Origin of the sequence: Streptomyces sp. NPDC060031, assembly GCF_042736805.1 — a bacterium.
GTDB lineage: Bacteria > Actinomycetota > Actinomycetes > Streptomycetales > Streptomycetaceae > Streptomyces.
Genome location: NZ_JBHWVM010000022.1, coordinates 1 through 17,952, shown reverse-complemented (window position 1 = coordinate 17,952; position 17,952 = coordinate 1). Strand labels below are relative to the sequence as shown.

At 71.6% G+C, this 17,952-nt stretch carries 14 protein-coding genes; 6 read left to right on the top strand and 8 right to left on the bottom strand.

Annotation, left to right across the window (positions count from 1 at the left end):
* The first annotated feature begins 63 nt into the window (after nt 1–63).
* Nucleotides 64–1,557 (top strand): DUF2079 domain-containing protein, encoded by a 1,494-nt coding sequence (locus ACFWB8_RS12620; RefSeq protein ID WP_385225117.1) that lies wholly within the window; start codon nt 64–66, stop codon nt 1,555–1,557.
* A 65-nt stretch (nt 1,558–1,622) separates the two neighbouring features.
* Here the strand turns inward: ACFWB8_RS12620 and ACFWB8_RS12615 are convergent, their stop codons facing one another.
* Nucleotides 1,623–1,871 (bottom strand): hypothetical protein, encoded by a 249-nt coding sequence (locus tag ACFWB8_RS12615; RefSeq protein WP_385225115.1) that lies wholly within the window; start codon nt 1,869–1,871, stop codon nt 1,623–1,625.
* Complete coding sequence (locus ACFWB8_RS12610) at nt 1,868–2,809, bottom strand: SPFH domain-containing protein (RefSeq protein WP_385225113.1); 942 nt, start codon at nt 2,807–2,809, stop codon at nt 1,868–1,870. Before ACFWB8_RS12610 ends, ACFWB8_RS12615 begins: the two co-directional genes overlap by 4 nt.
* Before the next feature lie 233 nt (nt 2,810–3,042).
* Here ACFWB8_RS12610 and ACFWB8_RS12605 point away from each other — a divergent pair, with 233 nt between their 5' ends.
* The gene (locus ACFWB8_RS12605) at nt 3,043–5,298 is read left to right on the top strand and encodes a transglycosylase domain-containing protein (RefSeq protein ID WP_385225111.1); all 2,256 of its coding nucleotides are present in this window, start codon (nt 3,043–3,045) and stop codon (nt 5,296–5,298) included.
* Between the two features lie 90 nt (nt 5,299–5,388).
* Here the strand turns inward: ACFWB8_RS12605 and ACFWB8_RS12600 are convergent, their stop codons facing one another.
* From ACFWB8_RS12600 to ACFWB8_RS12590, 3 genes are all read right to left on the bottom strand, one after another.
* On the bottom strand, nt 5,389–7,656 hold the full coding sequence (locus ACFWB8_RS12600) for a SpoIIE family protein phosphatase (protein ID WP_385225109.1): 2,268 nt from the start codon (nt 7,654–7,656) through the stop codon (nt 5,389–5,391).
* 253 nt (nt 7,657–7,909) lie between these two features.
* Nucleotides 7,910–8,617, bottom strand: a complete 708-nt coding sequence (locus tag ACFWB8_RS12595; protein ID WP_385225107.1) for a DUF402 domain-containing protein — start codon at nt 8,615–8,617, stop codon at nt 7,910–7,912.
* Nucleotides 8,618–8,708: 91 nt separating this feature from the next.
* Complete coding sequence (locus ACFWB8_RS12590) at nt 8,709–10,124, bottom strand: class II fumarate hydratase (RefSeq protein ID WP_385225105.1); 1,416 nt, start codon at nt 10,122–10,124, stop codon at nt 8,709–8,711.
* Between the two features lie 107 nt (nt 10,125–10,231).
* On the opposite strand from ACFWB8_RS12590, the gene ACFWB8_RS12585 reads away from it, so the two are divergent.
* Complete coding sequence (locus ACFWB8_RS12585) at nt 10,232–11,767, top strand: ricin-type beta-trefoil lectin domain protein (protein WP_385225103.1); 1,536 nt, start codon at nt 10,232–10,234, stop codon at nt 11,765–11,767.
* Nucleotides 11,768–11,832: 65 nt separating this feature from the next.
* On the opposite strand, the gene ACFWB8_RS12580 is transcribed toward ACFWB8_RS12585, so the two are convergent.
* Both ACFWB8_RS12580 and ACFWB8_RS12575 read right to left on the bottom strand, forming a co-directional pair.
* Nucleotides 11,833–12,603: a glycerophosphodiester phosphodiesterase gene (locus ACFWB8_RS12580; protein WP_385225101.1), complete on the bottom strand. Its 771-nt coding sequence runs from the start codon at nt 12,601–12,603 to the stop codon at nt 11,833–11,835.
* Between the two features lie 207 nt (nt 12,604–12,810).
* On the bottom strand, nt 12,811–14,478 hold the full coding sequence (locus tag ACFWB8_RS12575; protein WP_385225099.1) for a fumarate hydratase: 1,668 nt from the start codon (nt 14,476–14,478) through the stop codon (nt 12,811–12,813).
* Between the two features lie 161 nt (nt 14,479–14,639).
* On the opposite strand from ACFWB8_RS12575, the gene ACFWB8_RS12570 reads away from it, so the two are divergent.
* Both ACFWB8_RS12570 and ACFWB8_RS12565 read left to right on the top strand, forming a co-directional pair.
* Nucleotides 14,640–15,317, top strand: a complete 678-nt coding sequence (locus ACFWB8_RS12570; protein WP_385225097.1) for a DUF1707 domain-containing protein — start codon at nt 14,640–14,642, stop codon at nt 15,315–15,317.
* A gap of 174 nt (nt 15,318–15,491) precedes the next feature.
* Nucleotides 15,492–15,890, top strand: coding sequence for a WhiB family transcriptional regulator (locus tag ACFWB8_RS12565; RefSeq protein ID WP_385225095.1), 399 nt, complete (start codon nt 15,492–15,494; stop codon nt 15,888–15,890).
* Nucleotides 15,891–16,061: 171 nt separating this feature from the next.
* Here the strand turns inward: ACFWB8_RS12565 and glpX are convergent, their stop codons facing one another.
* Entirely contained in the window at nt 16,062–17,093 is a 1,032-nt protein-coding gene (gene glpX / locus ACFWB8_RS12560) for a class II fructose-bisphosphatase (RefSeq protein ID WP_385225093.1), read from the bottom strand.
* 204 nt (nt 17,094–17,297) lie between these two features.
* Between glpX and ACFWB8_RS12555 the strand changes: the two genes are divergently transcribed.
* Nucleotides 17,298–17,840: a DUF4245 domain-containing protein gene (locus ACFWB8_RS12555; RefSeq protein ID WP_385225092.1), complete on the top strand. Its 543-nt coding sequence runs from the start codon at nt 17,298–17,300 to the stop codon at nt 17,838–17,840.
* Nucleotides 17,841–17,952 lie beyond the last annotated feature (112 nt).

Genomic DNA, 17,952 nt, shown 5'->3' with positions numbered 1-17,952 from the left:
GCGCGGGGGCCGGGGGCGGCTGGCAGGTTGAGGGAGTCGGCCCAGCTTTCCGAAAGGCGCGCCATGCAAGCACCCCCCTCCGACGTCGCCGCCACCCTCCCCCCGCAGCAGTCCGCACCCGCCGGGCGGACGGATCCGGAGCTCGACGGAAACGGGCATCCAGCGAAGGCCTGGTGGATCTGGGCCCTGGCGGGGGCGCTGTTCCTCGCCTACGCGCTCTTGTCCGTCGGGATCCACGACCGCCTGCTCTCCCACAGCTTCGACCTGGGGATCTTCGTGCAGGTCGTGAGCTCGTACGCCGAGGGGCACCTGCCCGTCTCCGAGATCAAGGGGCCCGGCTTCCCGGTCCTGGGGGACCACTTCTCACCGGTCCTGGCTCTGGTGGCGCCCCTGTACTGGCTGTGGCCCTCGGTGAAGGTGCTGCTCGTCGTGCAGGCCGCGCTCGTCGCCGCGAGCGTGCCGCCGCTCGCCTTCTGGGCCCGCCGGACGCTGGGCTCTGCGGCCGCCGTCGTGATCAGCGCCTGCTACGGCCTTTCGTGGGGCATCGCGAGCGCGGTCGGCTTCGACTTCCACGAATGGGCCTTCGCCGTCCCCCTCCTCACCTGCTCCCTGTCCGCCCTCGGCAGTGGCCGGATGCGCGCGGCCGCGTGCTGGGCGTTCCCCCTCGTGCTGGTCAAGGAGGACCTCGGCCTCACGGTGGCCGTGGTCGGCCTGGTCATCGCGTGGCGCGGCGGACGCGAAGCGCGCCGGCTGGGGTTCGCCACCGCCGCGGCCGGCCTGGCCGCCGCCGCGCTGTCCGTACTGGTGTTGGTGCCCGCCTTCCATCCGGGCGGGCTCCACGGCTATTTCGCCTCCCACAACCCCGGAGGCGTGGGGCAGGGCGGGCCGGGGGGCGGCGCCCTGGAGCTCCTCCACCAGGTGACGCTCGGGCTCGTCACCCCGCAGGAGAAGGTCACGACCCTGCTGCTCGTGCTGGCCCCGACCCTGTTCCTGGCGCTGCGCTCCCCGCTCGCGCTCATCGCGCTGCCGACGCTGCTGTGGCGCTTCGGATCGAGCTATCCGCCGCACTGGGGCACGGGCTACCACTACTCGATGCTGGTCATGCCGGTGGTCTTCGTGGCGTTCGTCGACGCCCTGCACCGGCGGGGTGCGAGCGGGCGGAGCCTGTACCGCTACCTGGCGGGCTGTGCGGCGGTCACCCTGCTGCTGCTCCCGCACTACCCCTTGTGGCAGCTGGTCCAGCCGGGGACCTGGCGGACGGATCCCAGGCTCGCGGTGGCCGAGGACGTGATGGCTCAGATCCCCGACGGCGCCACCGTGCAGGCGTCGGACGGCCTGGTGCCGCACCTCGCGGACCGCACCAGCGTCAGCCTGTACGGGTGGGCGGACAGTCGTCCCGATCCCGCATGGATCATGGTCGACACCCGGGTGGCACCGCAGTACCGGTGGCCGCTGTCGCCCATCGCCGAGCAGATCGCGCTGGCCGAGGCCCGTGCCAAGGGATACCGCACGGCAGCCCAGCGGGACGGTTTCGTCCTGCTGAAACGCGGGTCCTAGAGGCACGGCGCCAGGGATCAGACTCAGGACTCAGGGCTCAGGACTCAGGGCTCAGGACGCAGGGCTCAGGAATCCGGCGAGGCGCGGGGGCGGCCGCGGGGCGGGATCGGGCCCGCCCCGCCGGGGAGCCGGCCGGCCTCGGCCAGGGCCCGCCGGAGCAGGAACTCGATCTGCGCGTTGGCGCTGCGCAGCTCCTCGCCCGCCCAGCGCGCGAGCGCGTCGTGCACCTGCGGGTCGAGCCGCAGGAGCACCTGCTTGCGTGCCTGCCGCTTCGCCCCGGGGGCCGAGGCGGCATCGTCCTGGGCGGGACTCACTGGTAGAGGGTGCCCGTGTTCACGACCGGCTGGGCCGCGCGATCGCCGCACAGCACCACCATCAGGTTGGAGACCATTGCTGCCTTCCGCTCCGGGTCCAGGTCCACGATTTCCTGCTCGGCCAGACGGGTGAGCGCCAGTTCGACCATGCCCACCGCGCCCTCGACGATCTGCTTGCGGGCCGCCACGACCGCACCGGCCTGCTGGCGCTGGAGCATCGCGGAGGCGATCTCCGGAGCGTACGCGAGATGCGTGAAGCGGGACTCGATGATGTGCACACCGGCCGCCTCGACGCGGGCGTGCAGCTCGACGGCCAGCTTCTCGGTGATCTCCTCGGCGTTCCCGCGCAGCGACAGGCCGCCCTCGTCGTGGGAGTCGTAGGGGTACTCGATCGCGATGTGGCGGACCGCCGCCTCGGTCTGGGTCTCGACGAACTCGGTGAAGTCGTCCACCTCGAAGACGGCGCGCGCGGTGTCCTCGACCCGCCACACCACGACCGCGGCCAGCTCGATCGGGTTGCCGTAGGCGTCGTTGACCTTCATGACGGCGGTCTCGTGGTTGCGGACCCGGGTGGAGATCTTCTCCCGCGAGGTCAGCGGGTTGACCCAGCGCAGCCCGTCGGTGCGCAGCGTCCCCCGGTAGCGGCCGAACAGCTGGACCACGCGGGCCTCGCCGGGGGCCACCGTGTTCAGTCCGCTCATCGCCGTGATGGCGGCGAGGATCAGCAGGACGCCCCCGAATATCAGGGAGGTCTTGACGGCGGCGGCCGTGGCCGCGGCGCCGAAGGCGATCAGGCCGCCGCCGGCCACCAGGCCCGCCAGTCCGAGCAGCAGCGCCAGTCCGCCGCCCACGCTGCGCGCCGCGAACTCCCGTACGCCCGCGCCGGTCTCCGCGTCGGCTCCCGCCCCGGACGCCCTCACCGTTGCCGTGCTTGTCATCGTCTGCCCCGTTTCGCTTGGTGACGGCCGGTCGGACCGTCTAGCAAAGTGATATCACTTTTTCGGCCAGCCGCAACCCTTCCGGCTTTGTGTGCGTCGGTTCCATTGGTGTGGGTGCTGATTCTCACGTCCGAATTGCCCGTTATTGGGCAGGGTTAGTCAACCTTTGTCACAGCCTGCGGTGTTAGCTTTCGGAGCTGACGTCGGGGGGGTAATCGAGCGGAGCGGGAGCGATGGGCCGAGCAGAAGCGCGAAGGGCGCAGCAGCAGCGCGGTGCGCGGCGGGCGCCGCGCGAGCGCGCCAAGGGCAAGGGCAGCGGGGGCAAGCCGACCGGCATACGCCGCTTCTTCACCTGGAAGAAGATCCTCGGCACGTTCCTCGGGACGATCCTGCTCGGCATGGGCGCACTGCTCGCCCTCTACTTCTGGGTGGACGAGCCCGACCCCAACGCCGACGCGCTCAAGCAGAGCAACGTCTACAAGTACGCCGACGGCGCGATCATGACCCGCGACACCGGCCAGGGCACGCTCAACCGGCAGATCGTGCCGATCGACAAGATCCCGATGGACGTGCAGACGGCCTTCATCGCGATCGAGAACAAGTCCTTCCGCAAGGACAGCGGAATCGACCTCAAGGGCATCGCCCGAGGCCTGTGGAACACCGCCAGCGGCAGGGGCAAGGCGGGCGGTTCGACGATCACCCAGCAGTACGTCAAGAACTTCTACCTGACCCAGGACCAGACCGCCACGCGCAAGCTCAAGGAACTGGTGATCTCCCTCAAGGTCGACCAGCGCATGAAGAAGCCCGAGATCCTCGCGGGCTACCTGAACACCAACTTCTACGGGCGCGGCGCCTACGGCATCCAGGCCGCGGCCCAGGCGTACTACGGCGTGGACGCCGAGAAGCTCACCCTGGAACAGGGCGCCTACCTCGCGGCCGTCCTGCAGGCCCCCAGCCAGTACGACTGGGCGACCGCCGGCCCGAACGGCAAGAAGCTGGTCATGGTCCGTTTCAACGCCGTGCTCGACAACATGGTCGAGATGGGCGAGCTGGACGCGGCCAAGCGCAAGGAGATGCACTTCCAGGAGCCGATCAAGCCCAAGGCGGCTCCCGGCATGGAGGGCCAGAAGGGCTACCTGGTCCAGGCCGCCGACGAGGAGCTCAAGCGGCAGACCGGCATGAACGACGCCCAGCTCAAGGCCGGTGGCTGGGAGATCACCCTCACCATCGACCCGAAGAAGCAGGCCGCGCTGGAGAAGGCGGTCCAGGACGAGCTGGAGTCCAAGCTCGACCGCAAGGGCCGCGCCGTCGACGGCGGCGTCCAGGCGGGCGCCACCTCCGTGGACCCGAAGACCGGCGCGGTCGTGGCGATGTACGGCGGCACCGGCCTGGCCGACCAGTGGTCCAGCAACGCCCTGCGCACCGACTACCAGCCGGGCTCGACCTTCAAGCCGGTCGTGCTCGCCTCCGCCCTGGAGAACAAGGCCACCACCCAGGACGGCAAGCCGATCACCCCGAACACGCTGTACGACGGCACCAGCAAGCGCAAGGTGGTCGGCAGCAAGGTGCCCTTCGCACCGCAGAACCAGGACGACCAGAACTACGGCGACCCGATGATGACGGTCCAGGCCGCCACCAACTCCTCGGTGAACTCGGTCTACGCCCAGATGACCGTGGACACCAAGCCGCAGAACGTGAAGACGACCGGTCTCGCCCTGGGCATGAAGGACCGTCCCGGCTGGCCCGAGGACCAGCCGGCCATGGCGCTGGGCACCATGAGCGCCAACACCCTGGAGATGGCGGGGGTCTACGCCACCCTCGACAGCCACGGCAAGAAGGTCACCCCGACCGTCATCAAGTCCGCCGTCCACAAGGACCGGGAGTACAAGCCGGTCCGCTCCGTCGGCGACCAGGCCGTCAGCCGCGAGACCGCCGACACCGTCACCAAGGTGCTCACCGGGGTCGTCGACAACGGCTCGGGCAAGGCGGTGAAGAGCTCCGCGTACGAGGCCGCCGGCAAGACCGGTACCACCGAGAAGAACGTGGCCGCCTGGTTCACCGGGTACACGCCGGAACTGGTCACCGTCGTCGCCATGTTCGGCACCGACCCCGCCACGCACGAGCAGGTCAGCCTGACCGGTACCGCGGGCGGCGGCCGTGCGGGCGGCTCCAGCTTCCCCGCCGCCATCTGGAAGGAATACACCCTCGCCGCGCTCAAGGGCGAGGACACCGGCTCCTTCGACCTGGACGAGGCGGACATGGGGCCGATCCAGACCCCGTCGCGCGTCAACTCCCCGTCGACCACGCCGACCCAGACCCCCAGCCTGCCGACGAACACCCCGCAGCAGCACAGCCCGGACCCGATCCGGAGCTCGACGAAGAGCCCGGACCCGACGAAGACCCCGGACCCGACGAAGACCCCGACGAAGGGTCCGACCAAGACGCCGGAACCGCCGGTCACCCCGCCGATCCTGGTGCCGCAGCCCTAGGTACCCGGGCACGCACCGGCCCCGTACGCCGCCGCCCCGCAGCCTTCACGCTGCGGGGCGGCGGCGTTCGTCAACGCTCGGCGGCGTTCGTCAACGCCCCTCGTTCGCCCCGGGCAGCTGGAGCTCGAACCAGACCACCTTGCCGCTGCTCAGCCGGGTGGCACCCCAGCGGCGGGCCATCCGGTTGACCAGGAACAGGCCGCGGCCGCCCTCGTCGGTGTCGCGGGCCCGGCGCTGGCGGGGCAGCTGCGGGGAGTCGTCGCCGACCTCGCAGCGCAGTACGTCCGTACGCAGCAGGCGCAGGGTCACCGGCCGCTCGGCGTACCGCACGGCATTGGTGACCACCTCGCTCACCAGCAGTTCCAGGGAGTCCTGGAGCTCCTCCAGGCCCCACCGGGCCAGGGCGCGGCGGGCGAAGCGGCGGGCCCGGCCCGGCGCGGTCTCCTCCGGGTCCAGGAACCAGTACGCGACGTCACTGGGCGCGATCCCGTCGAAGCGGGCGGCGAGCAGCGCGATGTCGTCGTCCCGGTCGCCCGGGCCGAGCATGTCCAGCACGTCGTCGCACAGGGCCTCAAGCGGCGGCGGGTGGTCCAGGCCGGTCAGCTGGGCGGTGGTGGCCAGGCGCTCGCGGAGCTGCTCGATGCCGGTCCACACGTCCCGCAGCCGGGACTCCACCAGGCCGTCGGTGTACAGCAGCAGGGTGGCCCCGGCGGGCGCGTCCAGCTCCACCGCCTCGAAGTCCACGCCGCCGACGCCGATGGGCGCGCCGGGCGGTACGCGCAGCACCTCGGCGCGGCCGCCCAGGTGCAGCAGCACCGGCGGGGGGTGGCCGGCGTTGGCGATGGTGATCCGGTGCGAGACCGGGTCGTAGACCGCGTAGAGGCAGGTCGCCATCCGGTCGGAGCCCAGGCGCTGGGCCTGCTCGTCCAAGTGGTGCAGGACTTCGGCGGGCGGCAGGTCGAGCTGGGCCAGCGTCTGCGCGGTGGTGCGCAGCTGGCCCATGATCGCGGCGGAGGTCATGGAGTGGCCCATGACGTCGCCCACGACGAGCGCGACCCGGCTGCCGGGCAGCGGGATCGCGTCGTACCAGTCCCCGCCGACCCGGGCCGTCTCGGCGGCCGGCAGGTAGCGCGAGGCGAGCCGCACGCCGGTGGGCTGGGGGAGGCTGTCGGGGAGCATGGTCCGCTGGAGCTCGTCGGCGATGTACGCCTCGCGGCCGTACAGCACCGCCTTGTCGATGCCGAGCGCGGTGTGGGTGGCCAGCTGCGCGGCGACCAGCAGGTCGTTCTGCTCGAAGGCGGGCCGGTCCGGGGTGCGCAGGAACACCGCCGCGCCGATCACGCGCCGACGGCCGCGCAGCGGCGCCAGGATGGCCCGCTGGCCGCGCGGTACGGGGTGCTCCGCCCCCAGCAGCTCCGGCAGCGCGGCCCGGGCGGCGGCGGACGACCCGAAGACGGGCCGTACGCCGCGCAGCACCTCGGCGAGCGCCCCGCCGGGGCGGATCTCGCACAGCTCGGCGGCCGGCAGGTCACCCTGCGGACCGACCAGCGGCAACTGGCTGAAGTCGAGCTCGCCGCCCGAGGCGACGGCCACACCGGCGGCGGTGTCGGCGCCGGCCATGGTGCCGGTCACGCCGCCCGTGAGGTCGTCGATCGGACGGAGCCTGTCGGTGCGCCGCAGCCTTAAAACGACCGGGCCGACGGGGCGCTCGTCCCCGACGGGGAGCGGGTCGCGCAGGTAGACCAGGATGGCGTCCGAGAAGGTCGGCACGGTGGCCCGGCACAGGCCGAGCACGATCTCGTCGAGGTCGATGCCGCGCGCGATCCGGCGGGTGGCGGCGCCGACGAAGCGCAGCCGGTCGCCCTCGCGGCGCGCGGCCGTGGCCTCCCCGGTCCCGCCGCCCGGTATCCCGCTGCCGCCGTCGTGACGGGCCACGGCGCCCGCCGCGGCGATATCGCCTGCCGCGCCCCCGGAGGGGGAGTCCCCGGACCGCGCCGCCGCCGGCCGGCCCGTCGCCGGTCCCGCGGTGGCGGCCCGGGCGGGGTCCTGGCCGGGGCCCTGGGCAGTATCACCGGGGGCGTCGCCGCCGGTGTCCGCGCCGACGCCCCGGGAGGACTCGGCGCCGCGTGCGTGGGGCAGGCGACCGTCGGGCGTGCCCGTGCCGCGGACGGCTTCGGCGGCCGGCACCGGGGCCTTGCCGTGGCCCGGTTCGTCGGTTCCTCCGCCGGAGGCGACGGCGACCTGGCCCAGCCCGCCGCGGGCCGTGCCGGAGGAGGGCGCGCCGGAGCTGCCCGGGGCCGGTGTCGCGGCGGCCGTGGCGGGCTGCGGGCCCTCCTGCGAGGTGGGGTACTCCGTCACGCGTGGAATTCCGTCCGTTTGCGCTCGATGTGCGCTGCACTCAACTCGGTCAGTCGCGGTATACCCGCTCAGCGGCCGGGACACCACCACCCCGCGGTTCCGCGTCCCGCTCGTTACCTCTCGTCTTGCGTTGACCTCCGGTCAAGTCCCGCTCACGGCACGACATTTACGGATGTGCGACCTCGCGGCGGCGCCGCGGGGAACCCGGCGCGGGACGATCCTATGATTGCCCACCGGGGGCGCATCAAGGGTCTCATGAGGTCATATGCGCCGGAGTGCGGTCCCAGTCCCGGGGCAGAACCGGAACGCCCCAGGCCGGGTCCGGCCGCCAATCCTGCCAGCCGTCGCGGAACGGCGTACCCCAGGCCTTGATCACGTCCACCGCCGCGCGCCCGGCGGCCTGTACCCGCAGCGCCTGCCCCCGGTCCATCAGTCCGGACCGCTGGGCCTGCGCGAACTCGTCCTCGTCCCGCCACTTCCACGTCCGGTCCGGGTAGACGGAGATGTCCAGGAAGTGGTCCTCCGAGTCCACCCCGCCCGACCATCGCGAACGGGGCTCCTCGAGGTTCACGTACCAGCTCTTGAACTGCCAGCCGTGCTCCCAGAACAGCCACACCGACCACGGGTCCCCGGGCCGGGCCAGCTTCAGCACGCCCGCCCCGAACCAGCGCGACCGTACGGTGGTCCGCGGCGCGGTGTAGCGGGTGGCGAGCGGCTCCGCGTGGACCGGGGTCCCGTCGGCGAGCACCGGCTTGACGCACTCGGTGCCGGGAGCCATCCACACGGCGAGCAGGTCGTCGGTGTCCTGCACCACGGTCACCGGGCGGCAGATGTGCACCCGGCCCTTCAGGCCCGGGGCGTGGTCGCGGTAGCGCCAGAGGATCTGCTCCCCTGGCGACCAGTGCGTGCCCCGCGCCCCGTCGTGCGCCACGCCGCCCCCGCGGCCTCCGGTACCTGTCATGCGCAGATCTTAGGGCTGGGGTCGGCGGCCCCGCTGCGGTGCAGGTCACGGAGGTGAACGGGGACGGGAAACGTCCGGATCCGGCCCCCGCTCAGGGCCGGGTCATGCGCAGCACGTCAAGGGCCTGATCCAGTTCCTCGACGGTCAGATCGCCGCGCTCGATGTAGCCCGACTCCAGTACGACCTCCCTGATCGTCTTGCGTTCCGCGAGCGACTTCTTGGCGACCTTGGCGGCCTCCTCATAGCCGATGTACCGGTTCAGCGGGGTCACCACGGAGGGCGAGGACTCGGCGTACTCCCTGGCCCGGGCGGTGTTGGCGGTGATCCCGTCGACCGTACGGTCCGCCAGCAGGCGGCTCACGTTGCCCAGCAGCCTGATCGATTCGAGCAGGTTGCGCGCCATCACCGGGAGCATCACGTTGAGTTCGAAGTTGCCGGCGGCGCCCGCCATCGCCACCGCGGCGTCGTTCCCCATCACCTGCGCGGCGACCATCAGGACGGCCTCCGGGACGACCGGATTGACCTTTCCGGGCATGATCGAGGACCCCGGCTGGAGATCCGGGAGATTGATTTCGGCCAATCCCGTGCGCGGCCCGGAGGCCATCCAGCGCAGATCGTTGGAGATCTTGGTGAGCGAGACGGCGACGGTGCGCAGCATCCCCGAGGTCTCCACCAGCGCGTCCCGCGCCCCCTGGGCCTCGAAGTGGTTGCGGGCCTCGGTGAGCGGCAGCCCGGTGGCCCCGGCCACCTCGGCGATCACGGCGGCCGAGAATCCGGGCGGGGTGTTGATCCCGGTGCCGACGGCGGTCCCGCCGAGCGGCAGCTCGGCCAGCCGGGGGAGTGCGGCGCGCAGCCGCTCCACGCCGTAGCGGAGCTGGACGGCGTACCCGCCGAACTCCTGGCCCAGGGTGACCGGGGTGGCGTCCATCAGGTGGGTGCGGCCGGCCTTGACCACGTCGGTGAACTCGGCGGACTTGCGCTCCAGCGCGGTCGCGAGGTGCTCCAGCGCGGGGATCAGCGCGCGTGTGACGGCGGCGGTCGCGGCGATGTGGATGGAGGACGGGAACACGTCATTGGAGCTCTGCGAGGCGTTGACGTGGTCGTTGGGGTGCACGTCGCGGCCGAGCCGCTCGGTGGCCAGGGTGGCGATGACCTCGTTGGCGTTCATGTTGGACGAGGTGCCGGACCCGGTCTGGAACACGTCGACGGGGAAGTGCTCGTCCCAGCGGCCCTCGGCGACCTCGGCCGCGGCGGAGCGGATCGCCTCGGCGATGTCCTCGTCCACCACGCCGAGCTTGGCGTTGACCGTGGCGGCCGCGGCCTTGATGCGGGCGAGCGCCTCGATGTGGGCGCGCTCCAGGCGCTGCCCGGAGATGGGGAAGTTCTCCACCGCGCGCTGGGTCTGAGCTCGCCATTTGGCGTGCGCGGGGACCCGTACGTCGCCCATGGAGTCGTGCTCGATCCGGAACTCTTCGTCCTCGCGACCGGCCTGCTGATCGTCTGTCATGTTCGTGGCCTCCTAAAAAAGTTGAGCAATTGTCGTGTTCGAAGTGTTCCCAACTCCCCTACTGACCAGTAAATACCGTGGGTAACACCAATCTCGGGGAGGCGTTCATGGCTCGTACGCACACGAAACCCAGGTTCAGATCTACCTTCGCCGCCGCCGCGGCGATCGCGGCCGCCCTCGGGGGCGTCACCGCCATCACCCCCATGGCCCAGGCGGCCACCCCGGCCACGGCGGCCGCGACCGTCACCCCGCTCCCGCCCGAGCTGGAGGCGATCCGCGCCGCCGAGGCCGTGAAGATCTACGGCGACGCGGCCGTCCGCCCGCTCGGCGAGCGCAAGACCGGACTGATCTCCCTCGGCGACAGCGAGATCTCGGGCGAGGGCGTCGGCAACTACGACCCCGCGACCAATACGCCGAGCAACCAGTGCCACCGCTCGCCCGACTCGGCGATCCACCGCACCGGCATCCCGGCCGACCTCACCTTCAACGTGGCCTGTTCCGGCGGGTACACCGGCAACATCAAGATCGGCGGCGGCAAGCAGTACGCCGACGAGCTGGTGCAGAGCGACAGCCTCGCCATCAAGGCCCGCAACACCCGGATCAAGATGGTGCTGCTGGTCGCCGGAGCCAACGACGACCTGCAGTTCGGTCCGGTCATGACCGACTGCGTGACCCGCTGGGTGCTCAGCCAGGGCACCTGCGAGCCCAAGTACGGCCCCGGGTGGCAGGCGCGCGTCGACGGCCTGAAGCCCAAGGTGGAGTCCACCATCGCAGACCTCAAGACGGTCATGCGCGGCGCGGGCTACGCCGACTCGGACTACAAGCTGGTCGTGATGGGCTACCCCAGCCCCATCGGACCCGACTTCTACGACAACCCGAGCTTCCCCGGCAAGCTGCCCGGCGGCTGCGCCGGATACGACTCCGACGCCGCCTGGGGCCGCAACTACGCGGTGCCCACCTTCGAGAAGGGCATGCGCGCGGCGGCCCTCGCGGCCGGCGCCGCCTACCTGGACAACTCGCGGCTCTTCAACGGCCACGAGGTCTGCATGGAGGACACCTGGGCCCGCGGCCTCTACCTGGACCTCGGGGACCACTTCCCGTGGGACGAGAACACCGCCCGCCAGTCCTTCCACCCCAACTACCGGGGCCACGGCGCGTTCGCGTCCTGCCTGACCCAGCTCTACGACTCGGGCCTGCGCGAGGCCTCCTGCGCGGACCCGGCGAGCACCGGAACCCCCGTCCTGCAGGCCGGGGCCTGGGACGAGCTGTACAAGCCGCTGAAGAACGAGGCGACCGGCAACTGCCTCGACTCCTTCGGCGGCGCCAGCGCCAATGACACCAAGGTCGTCGGCTGGGACTGCCACGGCGGCCGCAACCAGGACTGGTGGTACGACACGGCCCGCAAGTCGGTCCACGTCGGACTCACCCACGACCGCTGCCTCGACGTCCCCGGCGCCAACTACGGCGCCGGCACCGGCCTGATCATCTGGAACTGCCACGGCGGCGCGAACCAGCAGTTCGTCCGTGACGGCGCCACCCTCCGCCCCGCGGCCTCCCCGGGCATGTGCCTGACGGTGGCCGCGGCGCACGAGCCGCTGCGCCTGCAGACCTGCAACGGCGCGTCGAACCAGCGCTTCGTGTAGATCCGCCACGCACTCCCGCTCCCGCTCCCACTCCCTGCACCCGGCCGGCGCACCCCGGCCGGGTGTCACATGTCGTCGATCAGCTTGCGCACGTCGCGCGGCCGGTTGGTGATGACGGTGTCCACGCCGAGGCGCACGCACAGCTCCACGTCCTCGGGCTCGTCCACGGTCCACACCCGTACGGCCAGCCCCTTCGCCTTGAGCCGGCCCACCAGCCCCGGATCGCGCCGCACCAGGTCGATCCCCGGGCCCGCGTGGGTGGCGTACGGCGGCCGGACCGGCCGGACCCGGCGCTCGATGAGGTACACGGCGGGCAGCCCGGGCGCGAGCCGGTGCATGCGGGTCAGCGCGGCGCGGGAAAAGCTCATCACCTCGATCCGGCCCGTCGCGCCGTCGGCCAGCCCGTACTCCCGCAGCATCCGCACCAGTTCGCCCTCCAGGCGGCCGCCGGCGCGGGTCGGGTGCTTGGTCTCGACGGCGAGCCCGACGGGGCGGGGCGCGGCCAGCGCCTCCCGGAGCAGGTCCTCGAAGAGCAACACCCGGGCCCCGGCGTGGCCGGCCCCCTTCCACGCCCCGAAGTCGAGGGCGCGCAGCTCCTCGTACGTCATCTCGGACACGACCCCGCGCCCGTCGGAGGTCCGCTCCACGCGCCGGTCGTGCACGCAGACGAGCTTGCGGTCGGCGGTGAGCCGCACATCGCACTCGAGCGCATCGGCCCCGTCGTCGATGGCTTGCCGATAGGCGGCGAGGGTGTGCTCGGGGTGCTCATGGGAAGCCCCACGATGGGCGACCACCCGTACGGTGCGGGCCGTGCGGAGGGAGGACGTCACTGTCATACGGAAAACCTCGCAAACCGGGGTGAACGGGAAGCTGCCTCCCTGTAACCCCGACGTTAACCCGCCGCGCCCCGCCTCCCGCCACCGACTCCGGTTCAGCGCCTCGACGCGCGTCCCTTGTGTGCTCTGCGGGCCGGGGAGGGGCGGACACGGCAAGAGCCCCCGGCGAGGGCGCCAGGGGCTCTGTGGTGGGGCCTGGGCGTTGGGCTACGCCAGACCGGGACCGCGGACCGGGATGTGGGTGAACGTCGGTTCCGGGGCCGGGTTCTGGAAGAAGTCGTTGCCCTTGTCGTCCACGACGATGAAGGCCGGGAAGTCCTCGACCTCGATCTTCCAGACGGCCTCCATGCCGAGCTCCTCGTACTCCAGGACCTCGACCTTCTTGATGCAGTCCTGGGCCAGGCGCGCCGCCGGGCCGCCGATCGAGCCGAGGTAGAAGCCGCCGTGCGAGCCGCACGCGTCGGTCACCTGCTGGGAGCGGTTGCCCTTGGCCAGCATGACCTTCGAGCCGCCGGCCGCCTGGAACTGCTCGACGTACGAGTCCATGCGCCCGGCCGTGGTGGGGCCGAAGGAGCCCGAGGCGTAGCCCGCGGGGGTCTTGGCGGGGCCGGCGTAGTAGACCGGGTGGTCCTTCAGGTACTGCGGCATGTCCTCGCCCGCGTCCAGCCGCTCCTTGATCTTCGCGTGCGCGATGTCGCGCGCCACGACCAGCGGGCCGGTCAGGGAGAGCCTCGTCTTCACCGGGTGCTGCGTGAGCGTGGCGAGGATGTCGGGCATCGGCTGGGTCAGGTCGATCTTGACCACGTCCGCCGACTCGTCCAGGTGCGCGTCCGTCGTCTCCGGCAGGAAGCGCGCCGGGTCCCGCTCCAGCTGCTCCAGGAAGACGCCCTCGGCGGTGATCTTCGCCGTCGCCTGGCGGTCCGCCGAGCAGGAGACCGCGATGGCCACCGGCAGGGACGCGCCGTGGCGCGGCAGGCGCACGACGCGGACGTCATGGCAGAAGTACTTGCCGCCGAACTGCGCGCCGATGCCGATCTTCTGGGTCAGCTCGAAGACCTGCTGCTCGAGGTCGAGGTCGCGGAAGCCGTGGCCCAGCGCCGAGCCCTCGGTCGGCAGCTCGTCCAGGTAGTGCGCGGAGGCGTACTTCGCGGTCTTCAGGGCGTGCTCCGCCGAGGTGCCGCCGACCACGATCGCCAGGTGGTACGGCGGGCAGGCCGCGGTGCCGAGCGAACGGATCTTCTCCTCCAGGAACTTCATCATGGAGGTCTCGTTGAGGACCGCCTTCGTCTCCTGGTAGAGGAAGGACTTGTTGGCCGAGCCGCCGCCCTTGGCCATGAAGAGGAACTTGTACGCGCCGCCGTCGGTCGCGTACAGCTCGATCTGCGCGGGCAGGTTCGAGCCGGTGTTCTTCTCCTCCCACATCGTGAGCGGGGCCATCTGCGAGTAGCGCAGGTTCAGCCGCGTGTACGCGTCGTAGATGCCGCGGGACAGCGCCGCCTCGTCACCGCCCTCGGTCAGGACGTTCTGGCCGCGCTTGCCCATCACGATCGCCGTGCCGGTGTCCTGGCACATCGGGAGCACGCCGGCCGCCGCGATGTTCGCGTTCTTGAGCAGGTCGAGGGCGACGAACTTGTCGTTCGCCGAGGCCTCGGGGTCGTCGATGATGCGGCGCAGCTGCGCGAGGTGCGCGGGGCGCAGGAAGTGCTGGATGTCGTGAATGGCCTCTTCGGCGAGCTTGCGCAGCGCCTCGGGCTCGACCTTGAGGAACGTACGGCCGTCGGCCTCGACGGTGGAGACGCCTTCGGAGGTCACCAGTCGGTAGGGGGTGGCGTCCTCGCCCAGGGGCAGCAGGTCGGTGTACGCAAACTCTGGCATGACGGCAGTCATTCCTCACTCGGCAGACGGCGCTGACGGCCAATTGGCAGCGCGGCTATCCAGCGTAGGACCTCGGCCGCGGGCTGTGGCTGTGAGGTAAGGCTCACCGGGCGCCACGCGGGTAGTATCGCGATCTATCGTGTCTCGCTATGCTGGGTGCCGTGGACCTGGAAAAGCACCCCGCCGCCCCCGCCGCGCCGGCCCCTGCCGAGCTGCGCGCCTCAGACGCCGACCGGGACCGGATCGCGCAGATCCTCGCCGACGCCCTCGCCGAGGGCCGGCTCGACGCCGAGGAGCACTCCGAGCGCCTGGACTCGCTGTACGCCCTCAAGACCGTCGGCGAACTGGAGGTGCTGGTACGGGACCTGCCCGCGCCCGGCGGCGCCCCCCTGCCGCCCAGGTACGCGGGCGCCGCTCCGGCGGCGGCCGGTGATCCCGCGGTCGGGCCGACGGAGACCGTCGTCGCCGTGTGCAGCAGCTCCGCCCGCAAGGGCCGCTGGCGCCCCGGCGCGCACACCCGCGCGGTATCGGTCATGGGTGACATCACCATCGACCTCACCGAGGCCGTCTTCGAGCAGCAGGTCACCGAGATCAACGTGACCTCCGTGCTGGGCAACGTCGAGATCCTGGTCCCGGAGAACGTCACCCTCCGGGGCTACGGCAACGGGGTCCTCGGCAACTTCGAGGTGCACGGCGTGGGCCGCGCCGTGACCGACCCGCAGGCCCCGGTCGTGATCATCCGCGGCTTCGCGCTGCTGGGCAACATCGAGGCCCGCCCCAAGCTCGGCGCCCGCCTGGTCGACCTGTCGCTGAAGCTCCGCAAGCGCCAGGAGGGCTGAGCCCCTCGCGCTCCGGGGCGCGGGCGCGCGCGGGGGTGTCGCGGGGATGCACACGGGCGTCGGATTTCGGTCGAACCTCCCTCGCCCCACGGCACGCAGTGCTTAGGGGGGCGTACAGCGGGTAGGGACTGGTGCATCGTCTCTCGCTCGCGTATACGTCGTCAGGAGTAGACCGTGCCGCATCCGCCGCATCAGTCCCTGCAGGTAGCCGCCCTCCAGACTGTTCAGGGGCGTCCGGCCGCCGTGCCGAAGCCGCGGGTGCCGGCCAGGGAAGAGGACGGCCCATGGCATGCGGAGGCGGTTTGCCGCAGGGACGAGGCGGGACTCTTCTTCGCCCCCTCCAAGGAGCCGACCGCGGCCCGGCTGTCGCGCGAGGAGGCCGCCAAGCGGGTCTGCGCCCGCTGCCCCGTGATGGTCGCCTGCCGGGAGCACGCGCTGCTCCAGCCGGAGCCGTACGGGGTGTGGGGCGGGCTCACCGCCGCCGAGCGGCGGGTGGTGCTGGCGCGCCGGCGCCGCCGGGCGGCGGAAATGCGCCAGGGGCAGGCGTCGGGACCGATCGCCGCCGCGGGCTGAGGCGCCGCGCCGCAGGCGCGCAGGCGCGCGGGCCGCGCCCGCGAAGCCCCGTACGCGCCCGGAATCGTACGCAGACACGCCGAAGGGGCGCTTCCCCCGCACAGGGAAGCGCCCCTTCGGTTCGGGCGGGCTCTACACGGCTCCGCAGGGCTCCGCAGCGCTCCGCAGGCCCTACAGGGCGCGGTCGAAGTCGATCGCGCTGTAGGCCCGGAGCTTGGAGAGCCGGTGGGTCGAGTCGATCTGCCGGATCGTGCCGGACTTCGAGCGCATGACCAGCGAGGACGTGGTCGCGGTCTCGGAGCGGTAGTGGACGCCGCGCAGCAGCTCGCCGTCCGTGATGCCGGTGGCGACGAAGAAGACGTTCTCGCCGGAGACCAGGTCGTTGGTGTGCAGGACCCGGTCCAGGTCGTGACCCGCGTCGATGGCCTTCTGGCGCTCGGCCTCGTCCTTCGGCCAGAGCTTGCCCTGGATGGTGCCGCCGAGGCACTTGATGGCGCAGGCCGAGATGATGCCCTCGGGGGTGCCGCCGATGCCCAGGAGCAGGTCCACGCCGGTGCCCTCGCGCACCGCCATGACCGAGCCCGCGACGTCGCCGTCCGAGATGAACTTGATGCGGGCGCCGGTCTCGCGGATCTCCTTGACGATGCCCTCGTGGCGGGGGCGGTCCAGGATGACCACGGTGACGTCCTCGACGGCCATCCGCTTGGCCTTGGCCACCCGGCGGATGTTCACCGAGACGGGGGCGTTGATGTCGACGAAGTCGGCGGCCTCGGGGCCGGTGACCAGCTTCTCCATGTAGAAGACCGCGGACGGGTCGAACATGGTGCCGCGGTCGGCGGCGGCCAGGACGGCGATGGCGTTCGGCATGCCCTTGGCGTTCAGGGTGGTGCCGTCGATCGGGTCGACGGCGATGTCGACCTCGGCACCGGTGCCGTCGCCGACGCGCTCGCCGTTGAACAGCATGGGGGCTTCGTCCTTCTCCCCCTCGCCGATGACGACGACGCCGTTCATCGAGACGGTGGAGATCAGGGTCCGCATCGCGTTGACCGCGGCGCCGTCGGCGCCGAGCTTGTCGCCGCGCCCGACCCATCGGCCCGCGGCCATGGCGGCGGCCTCGGTGACCCGGACGAGTTCCAGGGCGAGGTTGCGGTCGGGGGCCTCCGGAGAGACTTCGAGCTGGGGCGGCAGGTTGTGCTCGGTCATCGGAGCGCACCTTTCTGTACGGCGACGGCCGGGAAGTGAGGGTGCTTGAACTCTATCGGTACGTCGACAAAATGAGCAGAGCGGGTCACGAATGAGCGGCATATCGGTCAGGTGATTGTCCGGAGCGGACAGAAGGCGGTGCTGTTCGGTCCGCCGTGCCGACCCCGGCGGTGATCGCCACCGCCGATGCGGGACGATGGTGCGATGGCAGGCATGAAGGGCAAGCAGACGGTCTGGGACATGGTCCGGTCCCTGGTGGTGATCAGCCTCGTCGTCGGGGGGATCTACCTGTTCATCCCGCACGACGAGAAGGCCGACCCGACCCGCGTCGTCGACTACCGGGTGGAGACGATCACCGCCCGGCGCGCGGCCCCGTACCCGGTGGCCGCACCCGTGGGGCTGGATCAGTGGCGGGCGACCTCGGTGAACTACACGCGCAAGGAAGCCAACGGCTGGCACCTGGGCTTCCTGGACCCGCAGAAGCAGTACGTGGCGGTCGAGCAGTCCACGGACGCCTCGGACAAGTACCTCGCCAGGGTCACCCGGCATGCCCAGGCCACCGGTCGGACGCAGCAGGTCGGGGACATGGCCTGGGAGCGCTGGGAGGGCGAGAAGTACGACGCCCTCGTGCGCCGGGAGCAGGGCTACGTCACGGTGGTGACCGGCACGGCCTCGTTCGAGCAGCTCGGCACGATGGCGGCGGCGCTGGAGTTCAAGCAGGGCGACAAGGAGCAGGGCGGCAGGTAGTCGCGGCGGTGCCACGGCGGTACCACGCAGAAGGCCGCGCGCCCCGGAATCCCGCCGGGGGGCGCCGCGGGGGGGGGGGGGGTGTAAACAAAAAAAAAGCCCCCCCACACCA

Excerpts from the sequence above, each read along its gene's own strand:
- ACFWB8_RS12620 (WP_385225117.1), top strand. The coding sequence starts at position 64 with ATGCAAGCACCCCCCTCCGACGTCGCCGCCACCCTCCCCCCGCAGCAG.
- ACFWB8_RS12610 (WP_385225113.1), bottom strand. The coding sequence starts at position 2,809 with ATGACAAGCACGGCAACGGTGAGGGCGTCCGGGGCGGGAGCCGACGCG.
- ACFWB8_RS12605 (WP_385225111.1), top strand. The coding sequence starts at position 3,043 with ATGGGCCGAGCAGAAGCGCGAAGGGCGCAGCAGCAGCGCGGTGCGCGG.
- ACFWB8_RS12595 (WP_385225107.1), bottom strand. The coding sequence starts at position 8,617 with ATGACAGGTACCGGAGGCCGCGGGGGCGGCGTGGCGCACGACGGGGCG.
- ACFWB8_RS12590 (WP_385225105.1), bottom strand. The coding sequence starts at position 10,124 with ATGACAGACGATCAGCAGGCCGGTCGCGAGGACGAAGAGTTCCGGATC.
- ACFWB8_RS12585 (WP_385225103.1), top strand. The coding sequence starts at position 10,232 with ATGGCTCGTACGCACACGAAACCCAGGTTCAGATCTACCTTCGCCGCC.
- ACFWB8_RS12580 (WP_385225101.1), bottom strand. The coding sequence starts at position 12,603 with ATGACAGTGACGTCCTCCCTCCGCACGGCCCGCACCGTACGGGTGGTC.
- ACFWB8_RS12575 (WP_385225099.1), bottom strand. The coding sequence starts at position 14,478 with ATGCCAGAGTTTGCGTACACCGACCTGCTGCCCCTGGGCGAGGACGCC.
- glpX (WP_385225093.1), bottom strand. The coding sequence starts at position 17,093 with ATGACCGAGCACAACCTGCCGCCCCAGCTCGAAGTCTCTCCGGAGGCC.
- ACFWB8_RS12555 (WP_385225092.1), top strand. The coding sequence starts at position 17,298 with ATGGCAGGCATGAAGGGCAAGCAGACGGTCTGGGACATGGTCCGGTCC.